Source organism: Paraburkholderia sp. BL18I3N2 (assembly GCF_003001875.1).
Taxonomy (GTDB): domain Bacteria; phylum Pseudomonadota; class Gammaproteobacteria; order Burkholderiales; family Burkholderiaceae; genus Paraburkholderia; species Paraburkholderia phytofirmans.
Genome location: NZ_PVNC01000004.1, coordinates 417,472 through 443,353, shown reverse-complemented (window position 1 = coordinate 443,353; position 25,882 = coordinate 417,472). Strand labels below are relative to the sequence as shown.

General features: G+C 63.0%; 26 protein-coding genes. 15 read left to right on the top strand and 11 right to left on the bottom strand.

Annotated features, from left to right (window positions below; genetic code table 11):
• Positions 1-27 precede the first annotated feature (27 nt).
• On the bottom strand, positions 28-807 hold the full coding sequence (locus B0G75_RS15135) for an SDR family oxidoreductase (protein WP_106306692.1): 780 nt from the start codon (positions 805-807) through the stop codon (positions 28-30).
• Positions 808-1,171: 364 nt separating this feature from the next.
• Here B0G75_RS15135 and upp point away from each other — a divergent pair, with 364 nt between their 5' ends.
• The 12 genes from upp (at position 1,172) to B0G75_RS15075 (ending at position 14,039) form a co-directional block, all read left to right on the top strand.
• The gene (upp, locus tag B0G75_RS15130) at positions 1,172-1,822 is read left to right on the top strand and encodes a uracil phosphoribosyltransferase (protein ID WP_012432337.1); all 651 of its coding nucleotides are present in this window, start codon (positions 1,172-1,174) and stop codon (positions 1,820-1,822) included.
• A gap of 481 nt (positions 1,823-2,303) precedes the next feature.
• Positions 2,304-3,032 carry a YebC/PmpR family DNA-binding transcriptional regulator gene (locus B0G75_RS15125; protein WP_106280309.1) on the top strand — a complete coding sequence of 243 codons (729 nt, stop codon included), beginning with the start codon at positions 2,304-2,306 and terminating at the stop codon, positions 3,030-3,032.
• A gap of 247 nt (positions 3,033-3,279) precedes the next feature.
• The gene (purD, locus tag B0G75_RS15120; protein WP_106306689.1) at positions 3,280-4,578 is read left to right on the top strand and encodes a phosphoribosylamine--glycine ligase; all 1,299 of its coding nucleotides are present in this window, start codon (positions 3,280-3,282) and stop codon (positions 4,576-4,578) included.
• A gap of 282 nt (positions 4,579-4,860) precedes the next feature.
• Positions 4,861-5,784: an oxygen-dependent coproporphyrinogen oxidase gene (gene hemF, locus B0G75_RS15115; protein ID WP_106306686.1), complete on the top strand. Its 924-nt coding sequence runs from the start codon at positions 4,861-4,863 to the stop codon at positions 5,782-5,784.
• A 49-nt stretch (positions 5,785-5,833) separates the two neighbouring features.
• Positions 5,834-6,550 carry a nicotinate-nucleotide adenylyltransferase gene (locus B0G75_RS15110; protein WP_374956900.1) on the top strand — a complete coding sequence of 239 codons (717 nt, stop codon included), beginning with the start codon at positions 5,834-5,836 and terminating at the stop codon, positions 6,548-6,550.
• 5 nt (positions 6,551-6,555) lie between these two features.
• Positions 6,556-7,020, top strand: a complete 465-nt coding sequence (gene rsfS / locus B0G75_RS15105) for a ribosome silencing factor (RefSeq protein ID WP_106306680.1) — start codon at positions 6,556-6,558, stop codon at positions 7,018-7,020.
• 78 nt (positions 7,021-7,098) lie between these two features.
• On the top strand, positions 7,099-7,569 hold the full coding sequence (gene rlmH / locus B0G75_RS15100) for a 23S rRNA (pseudouridine(1915)-N(3))-methyltransferase RlmH (RefSeq protein ID WP_106306677.1): 471 nt from the start codon (positions 7,099-7,101) through the stop codon (positions 7,567-7,569).
• A gap of 316 nt (positions 7,570-7,885) precedes the next feature.
• The gene (locus tag B0G75_RS15095) at positions 7,886-8,515 is read left to right on the top strand and encodes a nucleoside triphosphate pyrophosphatase (protein ID WP_106306674.1); all 630 of its coding nucleotides are present in this window, start codon (positions 7,886-7,888) and stop codon (positions 8,513-8,515) included.
• A 9-nt stretch (positions 8,516-8,524) separates the two neighbouring features.
• Positions 8,525-9,994 (top strand): ribonuclease G, encoded by a 1,470-nt coding sequence (rng, locus tag B0G75_RS15090; RefSeq protein ID WP_012432329.1) that lies wholly within the window; start codon positions 8,525-8,527, stop codon positions 9,992-9,994.
• A gap of 538 nt (positions 9,995-10,532) precedes the next feature.
• The gene (locus B0G75_RS15085) at positions 10,533-11,624 is read left to right on the top strand and encodes an acyltransferase (RefSeq protein WP_106306671.1); all 1,092 of its coding nucleotides are present in this window, start codon (positions 10,533-10,535) and stop codon (positions 11,622-11,624) included.
• A 620-nt stretch (positions 11,625-12,244) separates the two neighbouring features.
• A complete protein-coding gene (locus tag B0G75_RS15080) occupies positions 12,245-13,282 on the top strand; it encodes a DUF1254 domain-containing protein (RefSeq protein WP_181309275.1) in 1,038 nt (345 codons plus the stop codon).
• Between the two features lie 94 nt (positions 13,283-13,376).
• Positions 13,377-14,039, top strand: coding sequence for a dihydrofolate reductase family protein (locus B0G75_RS15075; protein WP_106306665.1), 663 nt, complete (start codon positions 13,377-13,379; stop codon positions 14,037-14,039).
• 61 nt (positions 14,040-14,100) lie between these two features.
• On the opposite strand, the gene B0G75_RS15070 is transcribed toward B0G75_RS15075, so the two are convergent.
• The 5 genes from B0G75_RS15070 to B0G75_RS15055 are packed head-to-tail and all read right to left on the bottom strand — an operon-like array spanning position 14,101 to position 18,450.
• Positions 14,101-15,111, bottom strand: a complete 1,011-nt coding sequence (locus B0G75_RS15070; protein ID WP_106306662.1) for a response regulator — start codon at positions 15,109-15,111, stop codon at positions 14,101-14,103.
• The gene (locus B0G75_RS42040) at positions 15,108-15,296 is read right to left on the bottom strand and encodes an ATP-binding protein (protein WP_374956897.1); all 189 of its coding nucleotides are present in this window, start codon (positions 15,294-15,296) and stop codon (positions 15,108-15,110) included. The genes B0G75_RS15070 and B0G75_RS42040 overlap by 4 nt, the downstream gene beginning before the upstream one ends.
• A complete protein-coding gene (locus B0G75_RS15065) occupies positions 15,293-15,697 on the bottom strand; it encodes a response regulator (RefSeq protein WP_374956896.1) in 405 nt (134 codons plus the stop codon). Before B0G75_RS15065 ends, B0G75_RS42040 begins: the two co-directional genes overlap by 4 nt.
• A gap of 7 nt (positions 15,698-15,704) precedes the next feature.
• On the bottom strand, positions 15,705-17,042 hold the full coding sequence (locus B0G75_RS15060) for a sensor histidine kinase (protein WP_106306659.1): 1,338 nt from the start codon (positions 17,040-17,042) through the stop codon (positions 15,705-15,707).
• A gap of 1 nt (position 17,043) precedes the next feature.
• Positions 17,044-18,450: a class I SAM-dependent methyltransferase gene (locus B0G75_RS15055; RefSeq protein WP_106306656.1), complete on the bottom strand. Its 1,407-nt coding sequence runs from the start codon at positions 18,448-18,450 to the stop codon at positions 17,044-17,046.
• A 569-nt stretch (positions 18,451-19,019) separates the two neighbouring features.
• Between B0G75_RS15055 and B0G75_RS15050 the strand changes: the two genes are divergently transcribed.
• Positions 19,020-19,445 (top strand): CopG family transcriptional regulator, encoded by a 426-nt coding sequence (locus B0G75_RS15050; protein ID WP_106306653.1) that lies wholly within the window; start codon positions 19,020-19,022, stop codon positions 19,443-19,445.
• Positions 19,446-19,534: 89 nt separating this feature from the next.
• The gene (locus B0G75_RS15045) at positions 19,535-20,653 is read left to right on the top strand and encodes a PHB depolymerase family esterase (RefSeq protein ID WP_106306650.1); all 1,119 of its coding nucleotides are present in this window, start codon (positions 19,535-19,537) and stop codon (positions 20,651-20,653) included.
• Between the two features lie 163 nt (positions 20,654-20,816).
• Here B0G75_RS15045 and B0G75_RS15040 read toward each other — a convergent pair whose 3' ends face one another.
• Positions 20,817-21,626 (bottom strand): mechanosensitive ion channel family protein, encoded by an 810-nt coding sequence (locus B0G75_RS15040; RefSeq protein ID WP_106306647.1) that lies wholly within the window; start codon positions 21,624-21,626, stop codon positions 20,817-20,819.
• Between the two features lie 138 nt (positions 21,627-21,764).
• Between B0G75_RS15040 and B0G75_RS15035 the strand changes: the two genes are divergently transcribed.
• Positions 21,765-21,980, top strand: coding sequence for a DUF2945 domain-containing protein (locus B0G75_RS15035; protein ID WP_106306644.1), 216 nt, complete (start codon positions 21,765-21,767; stop codon positions 21,978-21,980).
• 57 nt (positions 21,981-22,037) lie between these two features.
• Here the strand turns inward: B0G75_RS15035 and B0G75_RS15030 are convergent, their stop codons facing one another.
• The 4 genes from B0G75_RS15030 to B0G75_RS15015 all read right to left on the bottom strand — a co-directional run bounded on the left by B0G75_RS15030 (position 22,038) and on the right by B0G75_RS15015 (position 25,733).
• The gene (locus tag B0G75_RS15030) at positions 22,038-23,735 is read right to left on the bottom strand and encodes a bifunctional diguanylate cyclase/phosphodiesterase (protein WP_106306641.1); all 1,698 of its coding nucleotides are present in this window, start codon (positions 23,733-23,735) and stop codon (positions 22,038-22,040) included.
• Between the two features lie 403 nt (positions 23,736-24,138).
• On the bottom strand, positions 24,139-24,369 hold the full coding sequence (locus B0G75_RS15025; RefSeq protein ID WP_106306638.1) for a Rieske 2Fe-2S domain-containing protein: 231 nt from the start codon (positions 24,367-24,369) through the stop codon (positions 24,139-24,141).
• Between the two features lie 259 nt (positions 24,370-24,628).
• Entirely contained in the window at positions 24,629-25,129 is a 501-nt protein-coding gene (locus B0G75_RS15020; RefSeq protein WP_106306635.1) for a GAF domain-containing protein, read from the bottom strand.
• Positions 25,130-25,307: 178 nt separating this feature from the next.
• Positions 25,308-25,733, bottom strand: a complete 426-nt coding sequence (locus tag B0G75_RS15015; protein ID WP_106306900.1) for a molybdopterin-binding protein — start codon at positions 25,731-25,733, stop codon at positions 25,308-25,310.
• Positions 25,734-25,882: the final 149 nt, after the last annotated feature.

Genomic DNA, 25,882 nt, shown 5'->3' with positions numbered 1-25,882 from the left:
TTGTGGTGATGCTCGATTATGGGCCGCTCAGAACGTGCCGGGATAGGCGCCGCCGTCGATCAGCCAGTTCTGTCCGGTGATATAGCCGGCATGCACGCTGCACAGGAAGGCGCAGGCGGCGCCGAATTCCTCGCGCGTGCCGAAACGGCCGGCCGGAATCGTCTTCGTGCGCTGCTTGCGCGCCTCGTCGACGGAAATGTTTTGCGCCTTGGCTTGCGCCTGGAAAGTGACGCCGATGCGGTCGGTGTCGAACAGCCCCGGCAGCAGGTTGTTGATAGTCACGCCGGTGGGCGCGACCTTGCGCGCAAGTCCCGCGACGAAGCCGGTCAGCCCCGAACGCGCGCCGTTGGACAAGCCGAGCACGTCGATCGGCGCCTTCACCGCCGAGCTCGTGATATTGACGATGCGCCCGTAACCGTTTGCGCTCATCGAGTCGAGGGTCGCGCGTATCAGTTCGATCGGCGTGAGCATGTTGCTCTCGAGCGCACGGATCCAGTCTTCATGCGTGAAGTCGCGGAAGTCGCCCGGCGGCGGGCCGCCCGCGTTGTTGACCAGAATGTCCGGCTGCGGACAAACGGCGAGCGCCGCCGCGCGGCCTTCCGGCGTGGTGATGTCGCAGGCCACCGTCTTCACTTCCACGCCGCTTTGCTTGCGAATCTCCGCCGCGGTCGCCTCGAGCGTCTCGGCGGTGCGCGCGACGATCGTCAGATTGACGCCTTCGGCGGCGAGCGCTTCCGCGCAGCCGCGCCCCAGACCCTTGCTGGCGGCGCAGACCAGCGCCGTGCGTCCTGCGATTCCCATGTCCATCAGTGTTCTCCTCGTGAAGTTATGCCTTGTGGGAAACGCCGGCCCGCCGCAAGTTTTCTACGTTCCTCAGAACCCTGGCGCAAAGCAACAGGTCTGGCGCAGCATTCTCGAGAAACCGCGGACCGCCTCGAACGCTCTCCCCTCGGCCTGGATCCCGGCGACAAATCCAGGGCCCTCCCGCGGCAAAAGTTTCCCCGATTCTAGAAGAATCGGTGCCGGACTGTGCCGGGCCTGTGCAATCTCCGGTATCTTCGGGCGGCACTCTTTCGGTAAACTTGCGCCGTGGCGCGTCCGCCAGCCAGCCGGTTCTCCGGCCGTGCGGCGCGCCGAACCGATCCCTCTAGCCGCCCCGTGCGCACCCGCCATGACCCAGGACAGCCGTTTTCCCAATCTCTTCATCCTCGATCACCCGCTGATCCAGCACAAGCTGTCGCATATGCGCGACCGGGACACCTCGACTCGCACGTTCCGCGAACTGCTGCGTGAAATCACGCTGCTGATGGGCTACGAGATCACCCGCAACCTGCCCATGACCACGCGCCGCCTGACTACGCCGCTCGTGGAGATCGACGCGCCGGTGATCGCCGGCAAGAAGCTGGCGATCGTGCCGGTGCTGCGGGCCGGCATCGGCATGTCGGACGGCCTGCTGGAACTGGTGCCGTCGGCGCGGGTGGGCCACATCGGCGTGTATCGCGCCGAAGACCATCGGCCGGTGGAATATCTGGTGCGCCTGCCCGACCTCGAAGACCGCGTGTTCATTCTGTGCGATCCGATGGTCGCGACCGGCTACTCCGCCGTGCACGCGGTCGACGTGCTCAAGCGCCGCAACGTGGCCGGCGAAAACATCATGTTCCTCGCGCTGGTCGCCGCGCCCGAAGGCGTGCAGGTGTTCCAGGACGCCCATCCGGACGTCAAGCTGTATGTCGCCTCGCTCGATTCGCATCTGAACGAGCACGCGTACATCGTGCCGGGTCTCGGCGACGCCGGCGACCGTCTGTTCGGCACGAAAAACTGAAAGCGGCCTGAAAAGCGCGCGACGGCGTGCGCCAGCCGCCGTCGCCACGCACTTTTCGCGGCGTTCGCCGCTATCTCGTCCTCTGCCGCCCCCCTGCGGCGTGATAAAATTCGAATCCGCTCAAAGAGCGGCTCAACTCGCATCACCGTTGACCACACCGCCTGGCGCATCGCGCCTTTCGCGGGGCCTGGCAGGCCGGCGCGGCGTTTGCCGCGTGCCACCCGCACCGCCCCGTCCCAATCGCGCTGCCGACTCGCGGTCCCGCCAGCCGGGCCCGGCTGGCCGTGATCAGGCGCGAGACGCTCTACGGGCGGTGGCCACGAACAGTTGAGCTGGACAGTCAGGCAGCGGGCGGTTTGACAGCGAGGCGCACAACACCGCGAACGCGCGCACGGGTGCGCGAACACGGGCAAGCGCCCGACATCGCAACGACAATTGCACAATGCGTGCGCCCCAGCGGCGCGCGCGATGGAGAACAGGTATGGCGGGTCATTCGAAATGGGCCAACATCAAGCATAAGAAAGCAGCGGCCGACGCCAAGCGCGGCAAAGTCTGGACGCGGCTCATCAAGGAAATCCAGGTCGCGGCGCGCATGGGCGGCGGCGACATCGACTCGAACCCGCGCCTGCGGCTCGCCGTCGAAAAGGCGTACGACGCCAACATGCCGAAAGATAACGTCAACCGCGCGATCCAGCGTGGCGTGGGCGGCGTGGACGGCGCAAGCTACGAAGAAATCCGCTACGAAGGCTACGGCATCGGCGGCGCGGCGGTGATCGTCGACACCATGACCGACAACCGCACGCGCACGGTGGCGGAAGTGCGTCACGCGTTCTCGAAGAACGGCGGCAACATGGGCACGGACGGCTCGGTGTCGTTCATGTTCGATCACGTCGGCCAGTTCCTGTTCGCGCCGGGCACGGCGGAAGACAAGCTGATGGAAGCCGCGCTCGAAGCCGGCGCCGACGACGTCGTCACGAACGAAGACGGCAGCATCGAAGTGCTGTGCCCGCCGAACGATTTCCCGAAGGTGAAGTCGGCGCTGGAAGCCGCCGGCTTCAAGGCCGAACTGGCCGAGGTGACGATGAAACCTCAGACGGAAGTCGAGTTCACCGGCGAAGACGCCGTGAAAATGCAGAAGCTGCTCGACGCGCTGGAGAATCTGGACGACGTGCAGGAAGTCTATACAAACGCCGCGATCGCCGACGAATGAGCGTGCCCCGGCGGCGCGTGCCGCGTGGCGCATGCACTTGCATCGCACCACGCCCGCGCCGCCGGCCGGCCCTCGCGTCGTTGCTGAGCGGGCGTGCGTGTTGCCTCACGCCGCGCGACCACTCGGGTTCGCACTGTGCCCTGCGCGCCGCCACCGGCTGCTGCGGGCCTCATGCGAACCTTGCTGTCTTTCCACGGCTGAGCGTGCTGCGTCAGCCGTTTATGGTTTTTAAGTCTCGGGGATTCACATGAAGTTACTCGTCGTCGGTTCCGGCGGTCGCGAACATGCACTCGCATGGAAGCTCGCGCAATCGCCGCGGGTTCAGCTCGTCTACGTTGCTCCGGGCAACGGCGGCACCGCCCAGGACGAGCGTCTGCGCAACGTCAACATCACCGAGCCTGCTGCGCTCGCCGATTTCGTCGAACAGGAACAGATCGCCTTCACGCTGGTCGGGCCGGAGGCGCCGCTGGCGGCCGGCATCGTCAATCTGTTCCGCTCGCGCGGTCTGAAGATTTTCGGGCCGACCAAAGAAGCCGCTCAGCTGGAAAGCTCGAAAGACTTCGCCAAGGCGTTCATGAAGCGCCATGCGATCCCGACGGCCGAATACGAAACCTTCGCCGACGTCGCCGCCGCGCACGCCTATCTCGACGCCAAGGGCGCGCCGATCGTCATCAAGGCCGACGGCCTCGCCGCGGGCAAGGGCGTGGTGGTTGCGCAAACGCTGGAAGAAGCGCACGCCGCGGTCGACATGATGCTGTCGGACAACAAGCTCGGCGACGCCGGCGCGCGTGTCGTGATCGAGGAATTCCTCGCCGGCGAGGAAGCGAGCTTCATCGTGATGGTCGACGGCAAACATGTGCTGGCGCTCGCGTCGAGCCAGGATCATAAGCGTCTGCTCGACGGCGACCAGGGTCCGAACACGGGCGGCATGGGCGCCTACTCGCCCGCGCCGATCGTCACGCCGCAACTGCACGCCCGCGTGATGCGCGAAATCATCCTGCCTACGGTGCGCGGCATGGAGAAGGAAGGCATCCGCTACACCGGTTTTCTGTACGCCGGTCTGATGATCGACGCGCAAGGCAACCCGAAAACGCTCGAATTCAACTGCCGCATGGGCGACCCCGAAACGCAGCCAATCATGGCGCGTCTGAAGGGCGACTATTCGAAGGTGGTCGAGCAGGCCATCGCCGGTACGCTCGATACGGTGGAACTGGAGTGGGACCGCCGCACCGCGCTCGGCGTCGTGCTCGCCGCGTACAACTATCCGGACACGCCGCGCAAGGGCGACCGCATCAACGGCATTCCCGCTGAAACCGCGGATTCGGTCACGTTCCACGCGGGCACTACGCTGGCGGACGGCAAACTGACCACCTCAGGCGGCCGCGTGCTGTGCGTGGTGGGCCTGGCGGATTCGGTGCGCAGCGCGCAGTCGGTCGCGTACGAGACGATCAACCAGATCTCGTTCGACGGCATGCAGTATCGCCGCGACATCGGCTACCGTGCGTTGAACCGCAAGCACGACGTCAAGACGGACGGCAAGCACTGAGGCACGCCCCCACTCGCCCGCGTGCGGCGCCAACGGCGCTACACTGCGGGTTTTGCGCCGCGTTTTGCATCGGTGGCCGCGCCCGCCGCAGGAGGCGGGCCGATATGAACCGACGCGAGCCCAACGTGGCCTGACCAAAGCCCTCGCGGCGGCAGTTGTCCGCCCGAAGCGAAAAACCGTATGGCCGCGCCTTCGCAGGTTTCACCCTGACGCGGGCCCGGCCGTCGCTCTTCACGAAGAACCTGCGGCACGACAAGCGTGCCGCCCTCAGCATCTGCATTCATGACCGATTCGAGCTACGACGCACAGGCCGTGCGCAGCTGGCTGCAAGGCCTGCAAACGCATATCGCGGACACGCTCGGCGCGTTCGACGGCACGCCGTTCGCCACCGACGCATGGCAGCGCGCGCCCGGCGAGAAGCTGCGCGGCGGCGGCTACACGCGGATTCTGGAAGGCGGCAAGTTCTTCGAGCGGGCCGGCATCGGTTTCTCGGACGTCGCGGGCGACGCGCTGCCCGGCTCGGCGAGCGCGGCCCGTCCGCAACTGGCCGGTCGCGGCTTCGAGGCGATGGGCGTGTCGCTCGTGCTGCATCCGCACAATCCGCACTGCCCGACCGTGCATATGAACGTGCGTCTGCTGATCGCGACCAAGCCCGGCGAAGAGCCGGTGTTCTGGTTCGGCGGCGGCATGGATCTGACGCCGTACTACGGCTACGAGGAAGACGCGCGGCATTTCCATCGCACCTGCCGCGACGCGCTGCAGCCTTATGGCGCGGACCTCTACCCGAGTTTCAAGCGTTGGTGCGACGAGTATTTCTTCCTCAAGCACCGCAACGAAGCGCGCGGCATCGGCGGAATTTTCTTCGACGATTTTTCGGCGCCGGGCTTCGATCAATCGTTCGCGATGCTCAGAAGTGTGGGCGACGCGTTCCTCAAAGCGTACCTGCCGATCGTCGAAAAGCGCCGCAACATTCGGTACGGTCAGGCCGAGCGCGATTTCCAGGCATACCGGCGCGGGCGCTACGTCGAGTTCAATCTGGTCTTCGACCGTGGCACACTGTTCGGGCTGCAGAGCGGCGGGCGCACGGAATCGATCCTGATGTCCATGCCGCCTGTGGTGAACTGGCGCTACAACTGGCATCCCGAACCGGGCACGCCGGAAGCGCGTCTTTATAGCGATTTTCTCGTGCCGCGCGAGTGGGTGTGAGGCTCAAGGCCGCACCACACCGCGCATCGTCACGACAAAGGATCTTCACCTGAAGCCGAACGCTCATCCTGTTGCCCTGCCTCGCCGGATCGGACTGCTCGGCGGCACTTTCGATCCGATCCACGACGGCCATCTCGCGCTCGCGCGGCGTTTCGCGCACGTGCTGAAATTGACCGAACTCGTGCTGTTGCCGGCCGGCCAGCCGTGGCAGAAAGCGGACGTCTCGCCGGCCGTGCATCGGCTTGCCATGACGCGGGCGGCGGCAAGCGAACTCGTATTGCCGGGCGCAACCGTGCGTGTCGCGACCGACGAAATCGAGCACGACGGCCCGACTTATACGGTCGATACGCTGCAACGCTGGCGTGAACGCGAAGGCGAGGACGCCTCGCTTGCGCTCCTGATCGGCGCGGATCAACTGGTGCATCTCGATTCATGGCGCGACTGGCGGCGCCTGTTCGACTATGCGCATATTTGCGCGGCCACGCGGCCCGGCTTCGACCTCGCGTCGATTCCTCCTGTGGTCGCAAAAGAAATCGACGCGCGCCGTGCCCGCGCCGACGTTCTGCAAGCCACGCCCTGCGGCCACTTGCTGATCGATACGACGCTTGCGTTCAACGTTTCGGCCACCGACATTCGCGCCCATCTGCGCGAACAGGTGAGCCAGCGGCTCGCCCTTGCAGGCGACGAACAGCAAGACCAGGCGGCGAGCCATGTCCCCACCGCGGTGTGGGACTATATTCTTCAACATCATCTGTACCACCGGTAACCTCAATGGATATTCGCAAACTGCAACGCGTGATCGTCGACGCTCTCGAAGACGTCAAAGCGCAAGACATCAAGGTGTTCAACACCAGCCACCTGACCGCGCTGTTCGATCGCGTGATCGTCGCGAGCGGCACCTCCAATCGCCAGACCAAGGCGCTCGCTTCCAGCGTGCGCGAGAGCGTCAAGGAAAACGGCGGCGACATCGTCAGTACCGAGGGCGAGGACGTCGGCGAATGGGTGTTGGTGGATTGCGGCGACGCGATCGTGCACATCCTGCAACCGGCGCTGCGCCAGTACTACAACCTCGAAGAAATCTGGGGCGAGAAGCCGGTGCGCATCAAGCTGTCCACGCCGGATCCGTTCGGCGGTGCGCGTTCGAGCGAACCCGATGAAGACGAGGACGAAGACGAAGACGAAGCAGCGCCGGCCGTGAAGAAGCCCGCGCGCAAGACGGCCGCACGCCGCAAGTAAGTCGGTCAGTCAGTCGGCGGGCTGCGGGCGCTTCACAACGCTGTGGTCCGCGATGACATTCGCGTTTTTCGATCCGTCATGAAACTGCATATCCTCGCCGTCGGCCACAAGATGCCGGACTGGATCGCCACCGGCTTCGACGAATACGCGAAGCGCATGCCGCCCGAGCTGCGCATCGAGTTGCGCGAAATCAAACCCGAGCAGCGCTCGTCGGGACGGCAGGCGGACAGCGTGATGGCCGCCGAGCGGCTGAAAATCGAAGCCGCGTTGCCGAAGAACGCGCGCATTGTCGCGCTCGACGAACGCGGCAAGGACTGGACTACCATGCAGCTCGCCGGCGCCCTGCCCGGCTGGCAGCAGGACGGCCGCGACGTGGCGTTCCTGATCGGCGGCGCCGATGGGCTCGATCCTCAGTTGAAAGCGCGTGCCGATATGCTGCTGCGCGTCTCAAGTCTGACCTTGCCGCACGCGATGGTCCGCGTGCTGCTTGCCGAACAGCTTTACCGCGCGTGGACCATCACGCAAAATCACCCCTATCATCGCGTGTGAGCGAACGAGGCGGCGCGGAGAATGCGCGGGCGCGGGTTGCTGGTTGCGACGTCAAGTCGCGTCTCGTCGTGGCGTCTCGTCGTGGCGTCTTGTAGTCGCGTGTCCTGGTCGCGCCTTGTATCGCACGTTTGAATCGCGCCCTGTCGCCGTGTTTTTCGGATCGCATTTGCGGCGCTGAGTGACGCGCATGCTGGCGTGCACAACGGCGTGCGCGCAGTACACGTCGTCATGCTCGCACCGATGATTTTCCCATCGCACTGATCAACGCCCGACACCCGTCGCGCCCTCACGCAATCCGCTTCATCGAGACCTGTTCATGTCCACGTCCGCCGCTTCGCTGCATCCGTTCGTCTACCTCGCTTCGCAGAGCCCACGCCGCCAGGAGTTGCTGCAACAGCTCGGCGTGCGTTTTGAATTGCTGCTGCCGCGCCCCGATGAAGACGCCGAAGCGCTCGAAGCCGAGCTGCCCGGCGAGCGCGCGCACGACTACGTGCAGCGGGTGTGCGTCGCCAAGGCGCATGCGGCGCGCGCGCGCCTCGTGGCCGGGGGCTATGCCGCGCGGCCGATTCTGGTTGCGGATACAACCGTCACGATCGACGACGCGATTCTCGGCAAGCCCATCGATGCCGACGACGCCGTCGCGATGCTCAAGCGCCTCGCCGGACGCGATCACGAAGTGCTGACGGCCGTGGCCGTGGTCGATGCCGAGGGCGCGTTGCTGCCGGCCGCGCTATGCGTGTCGAAGGTGCGTTTTGCTGCACTGCACGCAGACGCGATCCGCCGCTATGCGGCGAGCGGCGAGCCGCTCGGCAAGGCGGGCGCGTACGGTGTGCAGGGGCGCGCCGCGGAGTTTATCGAGCATATCGACGGGTCCTATTCAGGTATCATGGGTTTGCCGCTTTTTGAATGCGCTGCCCTCCTGCGTGCAGCGCGCATCGACTTCTAAAATAACACCATGAATGAAGAAATCCTGATCAATGTCACGCCGCAGGAAACGCGCGTCGCGCTGGTCCAGCAAGGCGCCGTCCAGGAACTTCACGTCGAACGAACGCTGTCGCGTGGCCGCGTCGGCAACGTCTATCTCGGCAAGGTCGTACGCGTGTTGCCGGGCATGCAATCGGCCTTCATCGACATCGGTCTCGAACGCGCCGCGTTCCTTCACGTCGCCGACATCTGGCACCCGCGTATTGCCGGCGAGCCGCAGCATCAGACACCGCATCAGCCGATCGAGAAAATCGTCTTCGAAGGCCAGACGCTGATGGTGCAGGTCGTGAAGGATCCGATCGGCACCAAGGGCGCACGGCTATCCACGCAAGTGAGCATTGCCGGGCGTACGCTCGTGTATCTGCCGCAGGAGCCGCATATCGGCATCTCGCAGAAGATCGAGAGCGAAGCCGAACGTGAAGCCGTGCGTGCGCGTCTGACCGCCGTGCTGCCCGCGGATGAGAAAGGCGGCTACATCGTGCGCACCATCGCGGAAGATGCGACCAGCGAAGAGCTGGCCGGCGACGTCGCGTATCTGCGCAAGACGTGGGCGACGATTCTGTCGCAAGGTCAGCGCATGCCGCCTACTAGCCTGCTGTATCAGGATCTGAATCTCGCGCAGCGCGTGCTGCGCGATTTCGTCAACGACGAGTCGTCGCGCATTCAGGTCGACTCGCGCGAGACGTATCAGATGCTGGCCGATTTCGCGGCCGAGTTCACGCCGGCGGTGTCGTCGAAGCTGCACCACTACACCGGCGAGCGGCCGCTCTTCGATTTGTACAACATCGAGGCGGAAATTCAGCGCGCATTGTCGCGCCGGGTGGATCTGAAGTCGGGCGGTTATCTCGTGATCGACCAGACCGAAGCGATGACGACCATCGACGTGAATACCGGCGGCTACGTCGGGGCGCGCAACTTCGACGATACGATCTTCAAGACCAACCTCGAAGCCGCGCACACCATTGCGCGGCAATTACGTCTGCGCAATCTGGGCGGCGTGATCATTATCGACTTCATCGATATGGAGAATGTCGAGCATCGCGATCAGGTGTTGGGCGAATTGAAGAAGGCGTTGTCACGCGATCGCACGCGTGTGACGGTGAATGGGTTCTCGCAGCTCGGGCTCGTGGAGATGACGCGCAAGCGTACGCGTGAGTCTCTTGCTCATGTGTTGTGCGAGCCTTGCCCTGTTTGCCAGGGCAAGGGGCAGGTCAAGACGCCGCGTACCGTGTGTTACGACGTGCTGCGCGAGATTCTGCGCGAGTCGCGGCAGTTCAATCCGCGCGAGTTTCGCGTGGTGGCGTCGCAGCAGGTGATCGATCTGTTTCTCGAAGAAGAGTCGCAGCATCTGGCGATGCTGATTGATTTTATTGGCAAGCCGGTGTCGCTGCAGGTGGAGTCGAATTTGAGTCAGGAGCAGTACGATATTGTGCTGATGTGAAAGTTTGGGCTGGAGTGGATCGCCGAGACTTCGTCGTCCGGAGTTCTGAACGGCATCGAGTCCGCGCTTCTGTCGGCCTTCAATGACACGCGGACGCGTTCATTCGCACGTCGACTCTTGTATTACGTCGCCCCCCAGTTCGACTGGTAAATATTGGCTCAAAGGTGCGGGGTGACCGCTGCCCTACCCGATGAGAATGAGGATTCTCCGGTGACCGTAAATTTTGAACGGGTCGCTGCACTGGACTTTGAGGTCAATGCCACCGACCGACATGACGCGATTTACCTAGCCTCCGAATTCGCGAGGCGATGGGCCGCTCGCTTGTCGCCCGTACTTGATGTTGATCTGTATGAAAACGCTAACCAAGTGTGTGGGTAATTCACCCCGAGCCTGGCACACATGAGAGGGTGTCGCGTGGCGCGCGTGTAAAAACTCCAAGCGCCTTCCCCGAAAAAGGTAAAAATTGTCCACCTGGCAGTTGTTCTGAGACTGGGGCAGCGGCACTGGTAAGATCTCGAAATCTTTCGGAGCCTTACCAGTGCCAGCTCAACAAATCAGCTCGCTGACGTCGTTGCGGTTTTTCGCTGCAGCCATGGTTGTTGTTTTTCACACGCGACGTGAGTTCGGTTATTTCGGCCTTGCTGGTCACTTGGCGCTCACACAAGCCGTGTCCCTCTTCTTTGTTCTGTCCGGGTACATCCTCGCCCACACTCACAGAATGATCGTCTCAAGGGCTGGCCTCTGCACCTTCTATCTCAAAAGGTTTGCCCGAATTTGGCCCCTTCATCTCGCCGGCGCTGCCGCGGCCGCGTGGCTGATCCACTATGAAGGTGGCTCGATCAAGGGCGCCACAGTGATCCTCAATGTGCTGCTGATGCATGCTTGGTCATGGGACGTCACCACTTACTTCTCATTGAATGGAGTCTCGTGGAGCTTGTCCGATGAGGCCTTTTTCTATGCGGTTTTCCCATTACTGATTTGGCGCGTGAACACCACTTGGGCAGTCAAACTCGCGGGCACAATACTCGTCACGGCTGTAATGCTGGTTGCCTTTAAGAACATGGGACGCCCACTGATGCTGTGGTCCGCGTACATTTCGCCCGTCACCAGGCTGAGTGAATTCATGATGGGTATAGCAGCCTATCAATTACGGGACGAACTTCGTAACACCATTAAAAGTGGTTTACGCGCGAGCGTGTTCGAGATTGGCACCGCACTGATTGTCGTCTCAGCGATCTGGGCCGCCGACCTCAAGTTCGTCTCGGATCTACCGTTCCACCCCAACAAGCCAGTCGCAATTTGGCTATCGAACTGCGGCGCGGGCGTTGTATTTGCCCTGTTGATAGCCGTGTTCGCGCTGGAGGAAGGGGTGCTCTCTCGCCTTCTTAGAGCGCGATCCCTCATATATCTCGGAGAGATCAGTTTTTCTCTGTACATGGTGCATCAACTTGTCTTGCGCTATGCCGAGGACCACGGCTATATGGCCCAAGACTATCCGGTTGCAGCTAAAGCAGCGCTGTACTGGATAGCCGCCATCGCGGTCGCAGCGGCCGCCCACCATCTGATAGAACTCCCCGCCCAGAAACTGATCATGTCGCGTCTAAAAATCCAGCGGAGCGCAGCGGCCTGATCCGCCGCCGCTTGATCATTCGGAAGGCTCAAGGGCGGGAAGTCCCGACTGCATCGCAGGAGGAAAGCTTTATAGAAGCTTTCATACCGTGCGTCGGTGACATCTATTTCGCCTTGATACGGCCACAGGCCCGAGTCTTGAGTACTTGAGAAAACTGCGGTGATGGTGCTTTCGGAACCGTCAGTGAATGCAACGAACATGTTCGTCTCCTTCAGAGTTCGTGCGCGTTGACACTCACGGTGGACCCTGGCGTCCCCGCGCTTGACTCGGCAACATCGCCGCCCTCATTGCCAGATGTAGACGTGGCAAGTCGCCGTTCCCTCCATTCGTATACTGGCGCCCCCCTTTTTGAGTGGGATGAGGCAGCGCTCGTCTGCCTTAAGCTGCGTAGCCGATCCGAATGCCCACACGCTCGAGTCACGCGGCGCGGATGAAACCGATGTTCGGTGCGGGAGGTCGCGCAGGCTTCCAGGACGCACATGCCTGTGCGGTGGGTAATACCTGACGAAGCTTCCGTTCTGTGCGCCCGGCGCCCGGGCGACCGCCGGCGGGTATGTCTCGCTGCTGGGCGCTACGTTGCAATATTTCGCCGCACCGCGAGCCAAACAAGGGAGACCTAGATGTCAATGAAACCATTGCGTGCAGTCGCTTGCGCCATGCTGATTGCTTCTCTGCCGAATGTCCACGCGCAGACCGTGAAGAGCGCCCCCATCCGGGTGACCGTCGACAATTTCCCGCGCAGCGAATCTGACCGCTACTTCAGCCTGACAGTAAAGCGCGGCGGCTTCGGCAAGTTCTTCCATGGGCGCGAGTTCGTGCCTGTGGGCGGCAAGACCGTGGTCCGCCCGAACCGCGATACGCTGTACTCAAGCGCGGTATTCGACCTCGATGCCGGGCCAGTCACCGTGACCCTGCCCGACGCCGGCGCCCGGTACATGTCGCTCGCAGTGCTGGACGAAGACGGCCACGTCTTCGGCGTGTACCACGGCGGCGACAGCCATACATTCAACAGAAAAGACATCGGGACCCGCTACGTCCTGCTGGGTGTCCGTACGCTGGTCGATCCCGACAAGTCCGACGATGCGAAGCAGGCATGGGCACTGCAAGACGCCATCCGGGTCGAGCAGCCCAACGGTCCGGGTCGCTTCGAGGTTCCTGGCTGGGACACCGCGAGTCAGGACAATATCCGCAAACTGCTGATCGCCCTCGGTACGACCATTCCTAACTCCCGGCGGATGTTCGGCACGGCCGCCGAAGTCGACCCGGTGCGACACCTGATCGGAAGTGCCATCGCATGGGGTGGGATTCCGGAAAAGGACGCGTACTACCAGCTTGTCACGCCGGAACGAAACGACGGCACGACCGCTTATCGCCTCGACATGTCGAATGTGCCGGTGGATGCCTTCTGGTCCGTCACCGTGTATGACGCAGCCGGCGACCTGCATCCGAACCCGGACAACGCATACTCCATCAACAGCCTGACCGCCAAAAAATCGCCGGGCGGTTCGACGACCATTCGCTTCGGCGATTGCACGGCTAGCGCAACCAATTGCATCGCCATCATGCCGGGCTGGAACTATATGGTCCGCTTCTATCGTCCTCGGATTGAAATTCTCGATGGGAAGTGGACGCTGCCGGAGGCAAAGCCCATCTCGTAGGTGGCGAGGTTTCCTGCAGATCTATCTGTCGAACCGGGTCAACGTCAGTACACTGTCCCAGAATGGTAGTCAATCGTCCAAGCGGAGACACAAGATGACACGAGTTCGCGTTAACGGCTTCACCATCTCCCTCGATGGCTACGGAGCAGGCCCAAACCAGGACATCGACAATCCGCTCGGCATCGGCGGGACGGATCTGCACCAGTGGTTGATTCCAACACGCACGTTCCAGCGGTCCTTGTTCGGCAAGGACGGCGGCACGACCGGGGTTGACGATGACTTCGCCGCTCGTGGCTTTGAGAATGTCGGGGCCTGGATTCTCGGGAGGAACATGTTCAGCCCCGATCGCGGGCCTTGGCCGGACATGAGCTGGAAAGGCTGGTGGGGGGACAATCCGCCGTATCACGTTCCGGTCTTCATCATGACGCATCATGCGCGTCCACCCATCGAGATGGAAGGCGGCACGACATTCCATTTCGTCACGGGCGGTGTTCGGGAAACGCTTGAAAGGGCACGCGAGGCGGCCGGTGGAATGGACGTGCGCATCGGCGGCGGACCGAACACCGTCCAGCAGTATCTTCGCGAGAGCCTCATCGATGAACTGCACATTGCTATCGCACCGGTGCTGCTCGGTCGAGGAGAACGGCTGTTCGAAGGCGTTGACTTGCGGGCTCTGGGATACGAATGCGTCGAATTCGTAGCATCGGAGAAAGCCACGCACGTCGTCTTACGGCGCGAGAGGCGCGCGGACGCTTAACGACGGGTTGCAGCGGCCGGCGTCATGCGTCGCCCCTCGCACTGCGGGTCGTCTCCTTCGCCTAGCCGAACGCCCGCTCCGCGAACCGTTCGATCCAGAGCGCCAGGCGGTCGGCCGCAAAACTGGCAGCGCGTGTGGCGGCGCGGCAGACGACGGTGTCGCCTTCTCGCACGCATCGCAGGGCGCCGCCGGCTTCTTCCAGCCACAGCAGGCAAGCCAGCCAGCCAGCGTGCTCGGCCGATACAGTCTGAGCCACGGGCCGGGTGAGGAACTCGCTCAACGTGGCCGGCGAAGTCCAGATCAGCGCATCGCCATCGCCGCGCGCGGCGGCGCCGAGAACTTCAGTGAAAACCTGCACCGCCTCGGCAGCACTACGCCCCGCATTCTGCGTGCGCAACTCCGACAGGCGGGTGCTGACCGCATGGCCGAAACTGCCGCTGCCTTCGCTCTCGACACGCACCAGGTCGGCGTAGTCCATACGCTGCCAGTCCGGCTCCACATTGCGCGTACCAGCCAGGTCGGCACCGGCCAGGTAAGTCTCCACCGGCTGGAAGCGGCCCGGGCCGATCAGGCTGGTGCACAGCGTCTGCACGATGCCGATGCGGGTGGCCACAGTCTGCGTCTGCAGCACGCTCAGCTTCTCGCGCACGAGCTGGTCGCGTTCCTTGCGCAGTCCCGACAGCTCCAGCGCCTGCTTCATCTCCATGCGCAGCGCGCTGATGTCCCACGGCTTCTTGATATAGCGGTGTATCTGGCCCTGGTTGACGGCCTCGACGGTCTGGTCCAGTTCCGAATAGGCTGTGGTCAGAATCCGGACGATGTGCGGATAGCGCTCGCGTGCGTAGCGCAGAAGTTCGTTGCCATATTCGCCCGGCATGCGCTGGTCGGACACCAGCACGGCGAGGCTGGCGGCGTGGGCATCCAGCATTGCCTTGCCGTCCTCCACGGAGGCGCCCGTCACCACCGGCGCGATTGCGCCGATGGCGCGCTCGAAGTATTTGACCGCGTTGGCTTCGTCATCAACGAACAGAATCGCCGGAGGCGGTGTCTGGTTGGCAATCGTATCGCTCATGGGTAACTCCTGACTCGATCTTTCAAATTTGGGAATTCCAGCGTCACGGTCGTGCCGGCACTGGGCGCGGATACGATCCTGATCCTCCCGCCGAAGGACTGCATGACGCGGTTGCAGAAAATCATGCCGCAGCCACCCACGCCGGCGTTCGTGACAACCGGACCGACCCGCAAACGCTGCGTCATTTCGGGCGCGATGCCGTGGCCGTTGCCGCTGACGCCAGCACCTCGCGCACCGTGGCCACGCCTAGCGGCTTCTCCAGGATTCGAAACACCTCGCCGGAATTGACCGTTCCCAGCAGCGCGTGGTTATCCGCGTAGGCTGTCACCAGGATCCGCACGATATGCGGATACTCCTGGGCGACCTGCCGCAGCAGGTCGTCGCCATGCCGGCCCGGCATGCGGAAGTCGGTCAGCAGAATCGTCACGCGCGCACCTTCGCGGCGCAGGATCGACATGGCCTCGTCCGCGTCGCCGGCGAGCAGCACCTCATAGTCACGGCCGGCCGAGCGCGCAAAGTACTTGCGAGCCAACTCCTCGTCGTCGACATACAGGACGGTGGGCCTCGCTTGTTGGGTCTCTCTCATCTCGACATCACTCCAGACGCGGCAGATCGAAGTTGAACGCCGTCCACTCGCCCAACTGGCTTTCCGCAAACAGTGTGCCGCCGTGCCGCTCCACCACCGCATAACTGATCGACAGGCCAAGGCCGAGGCCCTGGCCGACTTCGCGGGTAGTGAAGAAAGGTTCGAACACCCGCGCCAGATTCTCCGCGGCGATCCCCGGGCCGTTGTCGCGCACATTCACGTGCAGCCGGTCGTCCCGCCATTGCGCCGTGACATGGACCTGCGGCGATACGGTGCCGGCCTTGTGCATCGCCAGAGCGGCATTCGAGAACAGGTTGATGAGCACGCCGATGATGGCGGCTTCGTCGCCCAGCACAAGGGTATCGCCGGGCAGCTCGCGCGTGACGCTCACGCCGCGCAGTTCATGTGCGCTCAGCCGGATCGACGAGTCAAGTGCCTTCTCGAACAGGAACGGCACGTCGTCCGCCGCCGCGCCGGGCTTGCGGTAGGCAAAGGTCTTCAGGTCCGCCACGATATGCTGGATGCGGTGCATGCCCTGCTTGACGTCCGTCAGGCACTCCTGCAGCGACGCGCTGTCCTTGACCTGCGGTTCCTCCATGGCTATTTCGATGGCCATCAGGCAGAAGTTCACCGGGTTGTTGACCTCGTGGAGCAGCCCGGCGGACAACGTGCCGATTGCGGCCATCTTCTCCTGCTGCAGCAACTGGCCCTTGATCTGCGCGAGGTTTTCATTGGTCAGGGCGAGCTGGTCGTTTTTGTGCGCCACCTCGTCCTTTAGCCGGAAAAGCTGGAAACGGCCCTTCTCGTTGAAGTAGGTGTAAATGGAACTGGCCAACGCGCAGAAGAAGATCAGGATGAGCTGGAACTGAAACTTGCTTGGGTTCTGTATGCCGCCCGGATGTGCCGCGCAGGCGACGTAATAGAGCAGGACGGTGGCCAGGCCGAATGCCAGCGTCTGCCAGTAGCCGGAGGGGAACAGGATCCCGACCGCGAAGATCGTCAGCATGAGCCCGGCATAGAACAGCGACTCCCCACCCTGGGTGACATAAATCATCCACGAGATCATTGCCTGCGGCAGCAGCAGCCAGAAGAAGGTGATGACCTGCACGTGGCGTTTGCCCGTTTGCGTGTAAAGCGAGAGCAATGCCAGGCCGATGGCCGCGCTGGTCAGCACCCGAACAATGGCGAAGCGCTTCTGCTCGGCCGGATACACGACATAGTCCAGCGCCACGCCCATCAGCACAAGCACAATCACGGTCAGGCCGCCAGCCTTGCTGCACAGCAACCGGTAGTCGCGCAATTCTTCACGATAGTTCGAACGTAGCCCAGCCAGCGATGTCGTCATCTCAGGCTACTTGCTGCTGGCCGATCACCACCTCGGCGAACACATTCACGCCGGTCGCGTCCGTGTACAGGCGCGGCTCGCCGCAGTTCTCCGGCATGATTTCGGCCATCTGTGCCTCGTTGCGATAGATCAGGTACCACTCCAGCACGTGCTCCATGCTGAAGCGCTCCGGGTTGTCGGCGTGGACATTGGTCACCAGCAGGCGGCCGCCCGGTCTGGTGCGGCTGGCGAAATGCTGGTTCAGCCGGGCGCAGACCTTGTCAGAGAGGTAGTCGAACAGGCCGGCGCAATAGACCGCGTCGAACTCGCGAACGTCCGGTGCGTCCGCATCCATCCGGCGCTTGAGCAGGTGGTGGACCGAATCATGGGTATAGCTAACGGTCATGCGCCTCGACGTTTTCTGCGCAATGGCGCCCAGGCGGTCGCGCGTCCAGTCCAGGGTCTCCTGACTGAAGTCGAGCAACTCGAACGTCAGCCACTCCGGTTCATCGTATTCATGCATGAAGCGCTGGATCTCCTGAGCGGGGCCGCAACCCACGTTCAGGACCCGGAAGGGCCGCCGCGCGGCGCGCGCTTCATTGGCGAGCCGGGTCAGGTAGTCCACCAGCAGCTCCACGCGATTGCGGTGCGCGCGTGCCACGGCTGTTTGCAGAAAGGCCGCGTTGACGATCTGGAAATACGTGCTCGGGCCCTGGCGGGGATCGTCGAGCATCTGGTTGACCATCTGGTAGTCGCCGGCATAACCCAGCGGCTTGGTGAACGTGCGGAACACAAAGGGCGAACGCAGCAGCAGCGGATGTAGCGCGGCCTGGGCAAAGGCACGGTGTGCCGGCGCCAGTTCTTCGTCGACCAGGCGTGCCTCGCCTTCGAACTCGTCGAAGTAGACCTTGGTCCTTTCCATCAGCGGCGATGCCAGTTCGAGGAAGAAGTCCTCGCGCAGGCTTTTGCCTTCCTTCGGCATGGTGTCGGCCAGGTCCGCCTGCTCGACCCAGCGCGACATGTCCGAGAGAAACGCCCGAATCTGGTTGACCGCGATCTGGTAGTCCCGGCGGATTTTGAAGCGCTCGGCCCAGTCCTGCGAGAAGCGGCGGGCTTCCTCCCCGACCGCGCGCGCTTCCAGCGTGCCGCCGCTCAGCTCCCGCCACTCGGCGATCAACGTCACCGAGACAATGGCTGTCAGGCCGGTGTTGACCATACTGATCACGACCGCCTTGCCCGAATAGGCGTGCTCCACGCCCATCTTGACCGACAGGTCGCTCAGCACCTCGCTGACCTGGACAATCGAGTACGGGTTGTAGACCTCCATCACCAGGGACTTTCGCTGGAGATTGATGATCGTGCCCCGCACCTGCTCGCCTTGCGAGTTGAGGAAGCTCACTACCGGATCGATTTGCGTTTTGGAATACACAGTATGGCGGCCAGGAAAGTACCACGAGAAGTTGGTTTGAAATCTGGTGCTATACGAGGCCGGCAGGCGGCCGGTTCAGCGTCGACGGTGTCCTCAGGTCCAGGTGACGAAGCGTCGCCATCGGTATTTCAGTTGTCGCCGCAGCAACCCGTTCTTTGGGTGGCGTACCACTTCCTCCCGAACTGCGTCGACCGGACAAGCCATGCGTTTGACCTGCCCGCATCATCTCGCGATAGCACGTGTGTTACGGCGTCACGGTTTTAACGAGACTCGTAAGCCCGGTAGGCCTGAAGGGCCGGTCCGGAGCAATACGGCCCTTTGCGATTGCAGCATTCTACTGATAAAAAAGAATGCTGTGGTCCCACCTGGATTGTGGCGCGTGGGGCCAGAGGGACCTCAGCTCGAAAATGAAGGACCAGCAGCCCGCCAGACTCTTCGCCGGCGCCCGTTGCCTACGGCAAACCCCGAACGAACCCCCAATTTCCTTCTTGACCGCGCTCCGCCGCGAGGCGTATAACCATCCCATTGGATGTTAATTGGATGGTCTACAGATGGCTTCCGGAGTGCAGATGTCAAAACTCAAACTCATCGACACCTCACGCCCCAAAGGCGGCGAGACCGAAAAAATCACCATCAACCTAGGCCCGATCGACCTCGGCCAGATCGATTTACTGGTCGAAGAAGGCTTTTACTCGAACCGAACCGACCTGATCCGCACGGCGATCCGCAACCAGATCGCGGTGCATGCTCAGGTCGTCGCGGAGACGGTGACGCGGCGCGCCATGGTGCTGGGCATGCAGCACTTTTCGCGGCAGGACCTCGAGGCGGCTCAGGCCGCGCACGAACAACTCGACATTCACGTGCTAGGCCTCGCCAGCATCGCAGCCGATGTGCCGCCCGAACTCGCGGCGGCCACGATTGCATCGGTGGTGGTGCTCGGCGCCTTTCATGCGTCGCCGGCGGTCAAGGCGGCGCTTACCGGCCGCATCAGCTAGGCGCGACGTTCGACTCATTACCGTGGCTGAAGCGGCGACGCATCAGTCGGCTCGCTCGCCCACGCCCCACACAGGTCAATGCAACTACCATGAAGATGAACGAAGATTTCCTGAAGTCGATGACAGATGCCTTCGAGCTATTGCGCACGAAGGGCCCGCAGGAAGCCACCGCGGCGGTTCAGCGCGCGCTCGCGGGCGGTAAAGCGAACGAGGCCCACGCGAACCACGTACCGACATCGAACACGCCGTCGAATGCGAGCGAATGGGCGCAAGCGTGGACGCAGATGCGCACCCAAACGCAAGCGCAAGCCCAGGCGCGCCCCGCTCCGCACGCCCCTGGCGCGCCGACTTTCGACGCCGACTCGCCAGGCACCTTCAGTACTCACACGTTCAGCAACGCAACGGGACAACGCCAGTACAAGCTCTACGTGCCGGCCGTCTACAACAGCGAACCATTGCCGCTGATCGTCATGCTGCACGGCTGCACGCAGAACGCCGACGACTTCGCCGCCGGCACGCGCATGAACGAAATGGCCGAGCGTCATGGCTTCATCGTCGTGTATCCGAGTCAGGCGCAAGCGGCCAATCATTCGAAATGCTGGAACTGGTTCAAGCCTGCCGATCAACTCCGCGACCAGGGGGAGCCGTCGTTGATCGCCGGCATCACGCGAGAAGTGATGGGCCGCTATCGTGTGGATCCCGCGCGTGTGTACGTCGCGGGTCTGTCGGCGGGCGGTGCGATGGCGGACATCATGCTGAAGACGTCGCCCGATCTCTACGCCGCGGCCGGCGTGCATTCGGGCCTCGCCTACGGCTGCGCGAAGGACTTGCCTTCGGCGCTCGGCGCGATGAAGGGCGGCAAGGCACAACGCAAACGCGCGCATGGCACGCCGCAACGTCCGCTGATCGTATTTCATGGCGACGCTGACACGACGGTCCATCCGTCGAACGCGGCCGAGATCGTCGCGGCTTTCGACGCCGGCACCACCACCGTCAGCCAGCAATCAGGCGCTGCAAGCGGCCAGCGTGCTTATACGCGGCAACGGCATGTGGCGGCGAACGGCGTGGAAGCGGAGTCGTGGTCGATTCACGGCGCAGGTCACGCGTGGGCCGGCGGCAGTCAGCGCGGTTCGTACACGGACCCGTCCGGCCCCGATGCCGCCGCGGAAATGGTGCGATTCTTCCTCGCCCATCCGCGCCTGAGATGAGCCGGCACATCGGCGTCGAGCCAAACCGATCGCGTTCAACATGAATGACCGGAATCTGGCTGTAGAGACGGCGGCCTGATTACACGAAACGCCTCGCGCGATAACAGCGCAGACGGACAGTAAAAGGCCCAGCTAAAGACAGCGCCGCAACCTAAGCCGCCACCTAAGCCGCAACCGGGCAACCGGCCTGTTCGAGCGCGGCCTGCGCGTGCTCGTGCAGGTCGCCGCTGGTCAGCGACGCGTCCGGCGTGCGGACCCACGCCGCGATGCGCAGCGTCGCGCCGCCATCGTCCGGATAGTCCGCGACCGTCACGATCGGTGCGAGCGTGGCGCCGCTCAGCACGCGCGGTTCGTCGGCGACGAGTTTCTTCAATTCGCCGATCGCGGCATCGACGTCCTTGCGCTGCGCGAGGCCCACTTCGACCTCGATACGCTGCGTGCCGCCGCTGCTGTAATTGATCACCGGATTGCTCCAGATCTGGCTGTTCGGCACGAACACGGCATTGCCGTCGCCGCGTTCGATGCGGGTGGTGAAGAGCCCCACTTCGCGCACGATGCCCGCTGCCGCGCCGCTGCCTTCGATCACATCGCCGACGCGAAACGGCCGCAGCATCAACAGCATCATGCCGGCCGCGATATTTTGCAGCGTGCCTTGCAGCGCGAGTCCGATCGCGAGACCGGCGGCGCCCAGCACCGCGAGCACGCTCGCGGTCGCGATGCCGACTTCGCTGAGCGCCGCAATGAACACGAGCACCCGCACGGCCCAGGTGCCCATGGCCGCCAGCATCGGCGCGAGGGTCGGGTCAGCATGTGTGCGCGCTAGCGCGCGGGCGAACATGGAGCCGACGCGGTTCGACAGCCACCAGCCGACCACGAGGATCAGCACGGCCAGCACGATATGAAGAGCGTCGTGCGTCAGCGTGACGAGCAACGACGGCTGGAAGTGAAAGAGTCGGGTGAGGAGATCGTTCATCTTGAGTCTCGTTCCGTGACGGTATAGATATCCTGACGCATCGAAGCAGGATACGTTCCCACCCTTTACATTTCATGCGCGAAGGCACGCGGCTTGCTCGCCTACGCGGATATTCGAATGGCCCCTGTGGAGCGTCACATGTCCCAACATCTGAAGCCTGGCGACCGTGTCAGTTGGAACACGCCGCAAGGCGTCACGCACGGTAAGATTGTGCGCGTCATTTCTAACCATACAACCGTGGATGGCAGAACCGTCGACGCCTCCAAATCCGACCCACATTACGAGGTCCAAAGCGAGAAAAGCGGCAAGCATGCCGTTCATCGCGGCGACGCGCTGCATCGATTGAAGAATTGATATGGATGGCTAAGCACACCCGGGCGCACGACAGTCTCTGCCTCCGGCACCCAGGCTTCAGACAGTGCCCAAAGGCCTAAGCAGATTACGCAGTGCTGCAACAGTAATCGGTCGCGAGAACCAGAAGCCTTGCGCTTCATCGCAACCGAGCGCTTCGAGTTGCGCGGCCTGCTCGGCCGTTTCGACGCCTTCGGCAGTCACGCGCAGTTTGAGCGCGTGCGCCATCGCGATGATGGCGCCCACCAGTGCCGCACACTGCGGATCGGTGCTCATGCGCATCACAAACGAGCGGTCGATTTTCAGGCGATTCAGCGGAAAGCGCGTCAGATAAGCGAGGCTCGAATAGCCGGTGCCGAAGTCGTCTACCGCCACCTCCACGCCCAGATCGCGCAATGCAAAGAGCGTCTGCAAAGCCTGTTCGGTATCACCGAGCAGCACGCCCTCGGTGATTTCCACTTCGAGATAGGACGGGTCGAGCGCGGCATCTTCCAACGCCTCGCGGATGGTTTCGAACAGATTGTGCCGCTGGAACTGCTGCGGCGAAACGTTCACCGCGAAGCGCGGCAAGTTGCCCGTTAGCCGCAGCAACTTGCCAGCATCGCGGCACGCAGTCCGGATCACCCACTCGCCGATCTGCTCGATCAAACCCGCCTCCTCCGCAACCGGCACGAATTCGACGGGACTGATCAGGCCGCGTTGCGGATGGTTCCAACGCAGCAGCGCCTCCACCTGCGCGATATGGCCGTTGGAGAGCGTGACCTGCGGTTGATACACGAGATGCAGTTGCTGACGATCGATTGCGTCGCGCAACATGGTCTGCAGTTCGAAGCGACGCGCGGCCTGGCCTTCGAGCGCGGTGGAAAACCGCCGCACCGCATTGCCGTTCACCGCCGAAGCCGCCGACAACGCCACGCCCGCGCGACGCATCAGCGTAGGCGCATCGCCGCCGTCGGCCGGATAAGCGACGATGCCGATGCTCGCGGTAATGTTCAACGCGGTGCCGGCGTAATCGATCGCCTCGGCGATGCGGCCTAGCGCTTCGGCGGCGAACGCATCGGCCGCCGGGCCGGTTTCGTTGACTAGCAGCGCGAACTGCGTGCCGCCGATCGAGGCGATCGTGCCGTCGTTCGGAAAGAGACCGCGCAACCGTTCACCGACGATCTGCAGCACGAGTTCAGCCGCGTGCAACCCAAGCGCGTCGCGCAGTTTGCGCAGATGATCGAGCTCGGCGATCAACACGGTAAAACCGCTGCCGCTACGCTCGCAACGCGCAATCGTGAGTTCCAGCCGTTCGGTGAAAAGCGTTTGATTCGGCAGGCGGGTCACGCCGTCGTGATGCGCGACGTACCAGAGACGCGCTTCCGATTGCGCGTAACGCGTCATGTCGATGGCGATGCCCACATACAGCGCGGGACAAGTGGTCGGCGCGGGCTCGGTGACGAGCGGCGCCAACGCCAGCACCACGCGAACCGGCGTGCCGTTGCGCCGCAAAAAGCTCCACTCGCCTTCATAGCGCGAAGTCACCGTGGCAAGCGGCGGCAGTTCGGCGCGGCGCTTGGCCAGTTCGGCCGGATCGAACAAAGACTCGAAGGTGCGCCGGCCGATCAGTTCTTCAGCCGCCAGTCCCGTCAGCTTTTCGAAAGCGGCGTTGATGGAGTCGAACGTGCCGTCCGCGGTGCAGGTAAACATGCCGTAAGGCGCCGACGCAAGCGCGGCATCGCGCGTACGCATTTCGGCGTAGAGGGGGACTTGCATCGCGCCGGCCTTTTGATTTTCCTGAGTAGTGAAAGCGATCGAGCGTGTTCTTGACGCGTGGGCGCAACCAGTAGAGCCCCGAAATTCCGGTCCGATGTTTCGGGCAACCGTGCGTATGATAACGGCTTTCGCGACCCCGCCGAATTGGCCGCCCCGCAATCTTCGCGGCAATCGTTTCCCTTGGTGTAATCCCCAATCTGCCCGACCGGTGCGCTTGCGCATCCTCGCGGCACACAAAGCCCGCGATTGCCGGGATATTCGATCCTTCATGAGCCCGCGCGCAACGGTGCTATATCCGTGGATATATTTCGTTGACCGTCGGGCGAGTAAAACACGCCGTTTCGCGGCACCGTTCCAGACGGATTCTCACGAGACAGCGCCCTGCGTTTCATGTCCAAGGAAGTCATCTGCCTTCGCTGTTATACGCAAGCCCGAGATACGGACACACGATGTTGCCGTTCTCGAGCCATCCCTGGCTGAGCGGCGCGCCGCGATACGGGCGGATGTCCCGCGAACTCACCGGTCGGCCGTTCGAGCGGAACACCACGAGCGGTTCGTCGAGCAGCGTCACGCCGATGGGTTCGCCGGTGACTTCGGCGGCGAACGCCACCGGATGCCAATAGCGGCTGAGCATCTCTCAGTCGCGGCTATCGAAAGTGCAGTCGTGGGGTAAGGCGGGGGAACGTTGAAATATCAGCGGGCTGGCGGTGGCAGTTGCAGTGGCGGAACTCATGCATCTCTACAAAACCTGTTGGGGTTCGTCGCGCACATGAGCTGTCTCGAGCGCGTTGGAGAGAACGATAGCGGGATGAGGTCCGCCGACCCATCCCTGAACCGCATTGACTCTATGTACGGAAAAACATACGGTGCCGCAGCACCGTATGCTCGGCTTGTTAAGCGGCGCGCGGCAGCGCCGCTTCGATAAACACCGCGCACAGTGCTTCCATGCCCTTCGCGTCTTCTTCGTCGAAGCGCGCGACGCTCGGGCTGTCCACATCCCACACGCCGATCAGCGTGCCGTCCGGCGCAACGAGCGGCACGACGATTTCCGATTGCGAAGCCGAATCGCAGGCGATATGGCCGGGAAACTCGTGCACGTCGCGCACCACCTGCGTTTGCCGCGTCTGTGCAGCCGTGCCGCAGACGCCCTTGCCGAGCGGAATTCGCACGCACGCCGGCTTGCCCTGGAACGGTCCGACGACCAGTTCCTTACCATCGTGGAAATAGAAGCCGGCCCAGTTCAGATCGCTGAGCGAATGAAACACGAAGGCGGAAAAATTCGCGGCGTTGGCGATCCAGTCGGTTTCGCCGGCGAGCAGCGAGCGCGCCTGCGCAACCAGTTCTTCATAGTGCGCGGCTTTGGGCAGATGCGAGGCGGAGGAGACTTCGAACATGACGGCGTCCGTGATGAAAGCGGAAAGAGAAGCAGCGAGTCGTGCAGTTTAAAGCAAGGCGCCGTTTCCTTCACGGCGCGCGCCCGCGCCGCGCGGCGACGGGCACACAGTAAAGCCCTCTTTCGTTCCGGTTCCGTCAGGCCCACCGGCCTCGGAACCGCACGACGCTACACGACGATTACTGATCGACGCCGATGATCACGCTCGACGCCTTGAAGATTGCCGTCGCCGCTTTGCCGTTCGCGAGGCCGAGGCGATCGACGCTCTCATTGGTGATGATTGCCGCGATCTGCGCGCCGCCGGCGCTGATCGACACTTCGGAATTCACCGCGCCCTTCGTGAGCGCCGACACCGTACCGGCGATGCAATTGCGCGCCGACACCTGCTCCTTCGCGACATCGACCATCACGATTACCGACGAAGCCTTGACCAGCGCAAAGGCTTTCTTGCCCACCGCGAGGCCGAGCGACGTCGCGCTGCCATGGGTGATGATCGAGACGATCTCGAGGCCGTCCTGGGTGCGCAGCGTGACTTCGTCATTCACGGCGCCGTGTTTGAGTGCGGTGACTTCGCCGGCGAATTGATTGCGTGCGCTGGTTTGCATGTTGTTCTCCTTGATCAGGCGGCCTGATGCGAACGTTGTTTCGAGGCCATGCGTTGGGTTGAGCATTGAGTGTAATGAAACACTCGCCGGCTGCGGCAGCCTGCGCGTGAAGCGCGGTATCGCGCAGCCGCTATGGACGATGCGAACCT

Coding starts and splice junctions, on each gene's coding strand:
- B0G75_RS15135 (WP_106306692.1), bottom strand. CDS start 807: ATGGACATGGGAATCGCAGGACGCACGGCGCTGGTCTGCGCCGCCAGC.
- upp (WP_012432337.1), top strand. CDS start 1,172: ATGACCCAGGACAGCCGTTTTCCCAATCTCTTCATCCTCGATCACCCG.
- B0G75_RS15125 (WP_106280309.1), top strand. CDS start 2,304: ATGGCGGGTCATTCGAAATGGGCCAACATCAAGCATAAGAAAGCAGCG.
- purD (WP_106306689.1), top strand. CDS start 3,280: ATGAAGTTACTCGTCGTCGGTTCCGGCGGTCGCGAACATGCACTCGCA.
- hemF (WP_106306686.1), top strand. CDS start 4,861: ATGACCGATTCGAGCTACGACGCACAGGCCGTGCGCAGCTGGCTGCAA.
- rsfS (WP_106306680.1), top strand. CDS start 6,556: ATGGATATTCGCAAACTGCAACGCGTGATCGTCGACGCTCTCGAAGAC.
- rlmH (WP_106306677.1), top strand. CDS start 7,099: ATGAAACTGCATATCCTCGCCGTCGGCCACAAGATGCCGGACTGGATC.
- B0G75_RS15095 (WP_106306674.1), top strand. CDS start 7,886: ATGTCCACGTCCGCCGCTTCGCTGCATCCGTTCGTCTACCTCGCTTCG.
- rng (WP_012432329.1), top strand. CDS start 8,525: ATGAATGAAGAAATCCTGATCAATGTCACGCCGCAGGAAACGCGCGTC.
- B0G75_RS15080 (WP_181309275.1), top strand. CDS start 12,245: ATGTCAATGAAACCATTGCGTGCAGTCGCTTGCGCCATGCTGATTGCT.
- B0G75_RS15075 (WP_106306665.1), top strand. CDS start 13,377: ATGACACGAGTTCGCGTTAACGGCTTCACCATCTCCCTCGATGGCTAC.
- B0G75_RS15070 (WP_106306662.1), bottom strand. CDS start 15,111: ATGAGCGATACGATTGCCAACCAGACACCGCCTCCGGCGATTCTGTTC.
- B0G75_RS42040 (WP_374956897.1), bottom strand. CDS start 15,296: ATGACGCAGCGTTTGCGGGTCGGTCCGGTTGTCACGAACGCCGGCGTG.
- B0G75_RS15065 (WP_374956896.1), bottom strand. CDS start 15,697: ATGAGAGAGACCCAACAAGCGAGGCCCACCGTCCTGTATGTCGACGAC.
- B0G75_RS15060 (WP_106306659.1), bottom strand. CDS start 17,042: ATGACGACATCGCTGGCTGGGCTACGTTCGAACTATCGTGAAGAATTG.
- B0G75_RS15050 (WP_106306653.1), top strand. CDS start 19,020: ATGTCAAAACTCAAACTCATCGACACCTCACGCCCCAAAGGCGGCGAG.
- B0G75_RS15045 (WP_106306650.1), top strand. CDS start 19,535: ATGAAGATGAACGAAGATTTCCTGAAGTCGATGACAGATGCCTTCGAG.
- B0G75_RS15040 (WP_106306647.1), bottom strand. CDS start 21,626: ATGAACGATCTCCTCACCCGACTCTTTCACTTCCAGCCGTCGTTGCTC.
- B0G75_RS15035 (WP_106306644.1), top strand. CDS start 21,765: ATGTCCCAACATCTGAAGCCTGGCGACCGTGTCAGTTGGAACACGCCG.
- B0G75_RS15030 (WP_106306641.1), bottom strand. CDS start 23,735: ATGCAAGTCCCCCTCTACGCCGAAATGCGTACGCGCGATGCCGCGCTT.
- B0G75_RS15025 (WP_106306638.1), bottom strand. CDS start 24,369: ATGCTCAGCCGCTATTGGCATCCGGTGGCGTTCGCCGCCGAAGTCACC.
- B0G75_RS15020 (WP_106306635.1), bottom strand. CDS start 25,129: ATGTTCGAAGTCTCCTCCGCCTCGCATCTGCCCAAAGCCGCGCACTAT.
- B0G75_RS15015 (WP_106306900.1), bottom strand. CDS start 25,733: ATGCAAACCAGCGCACGCAATCAATTCGCCGGCGAAGTCACCGCACTC.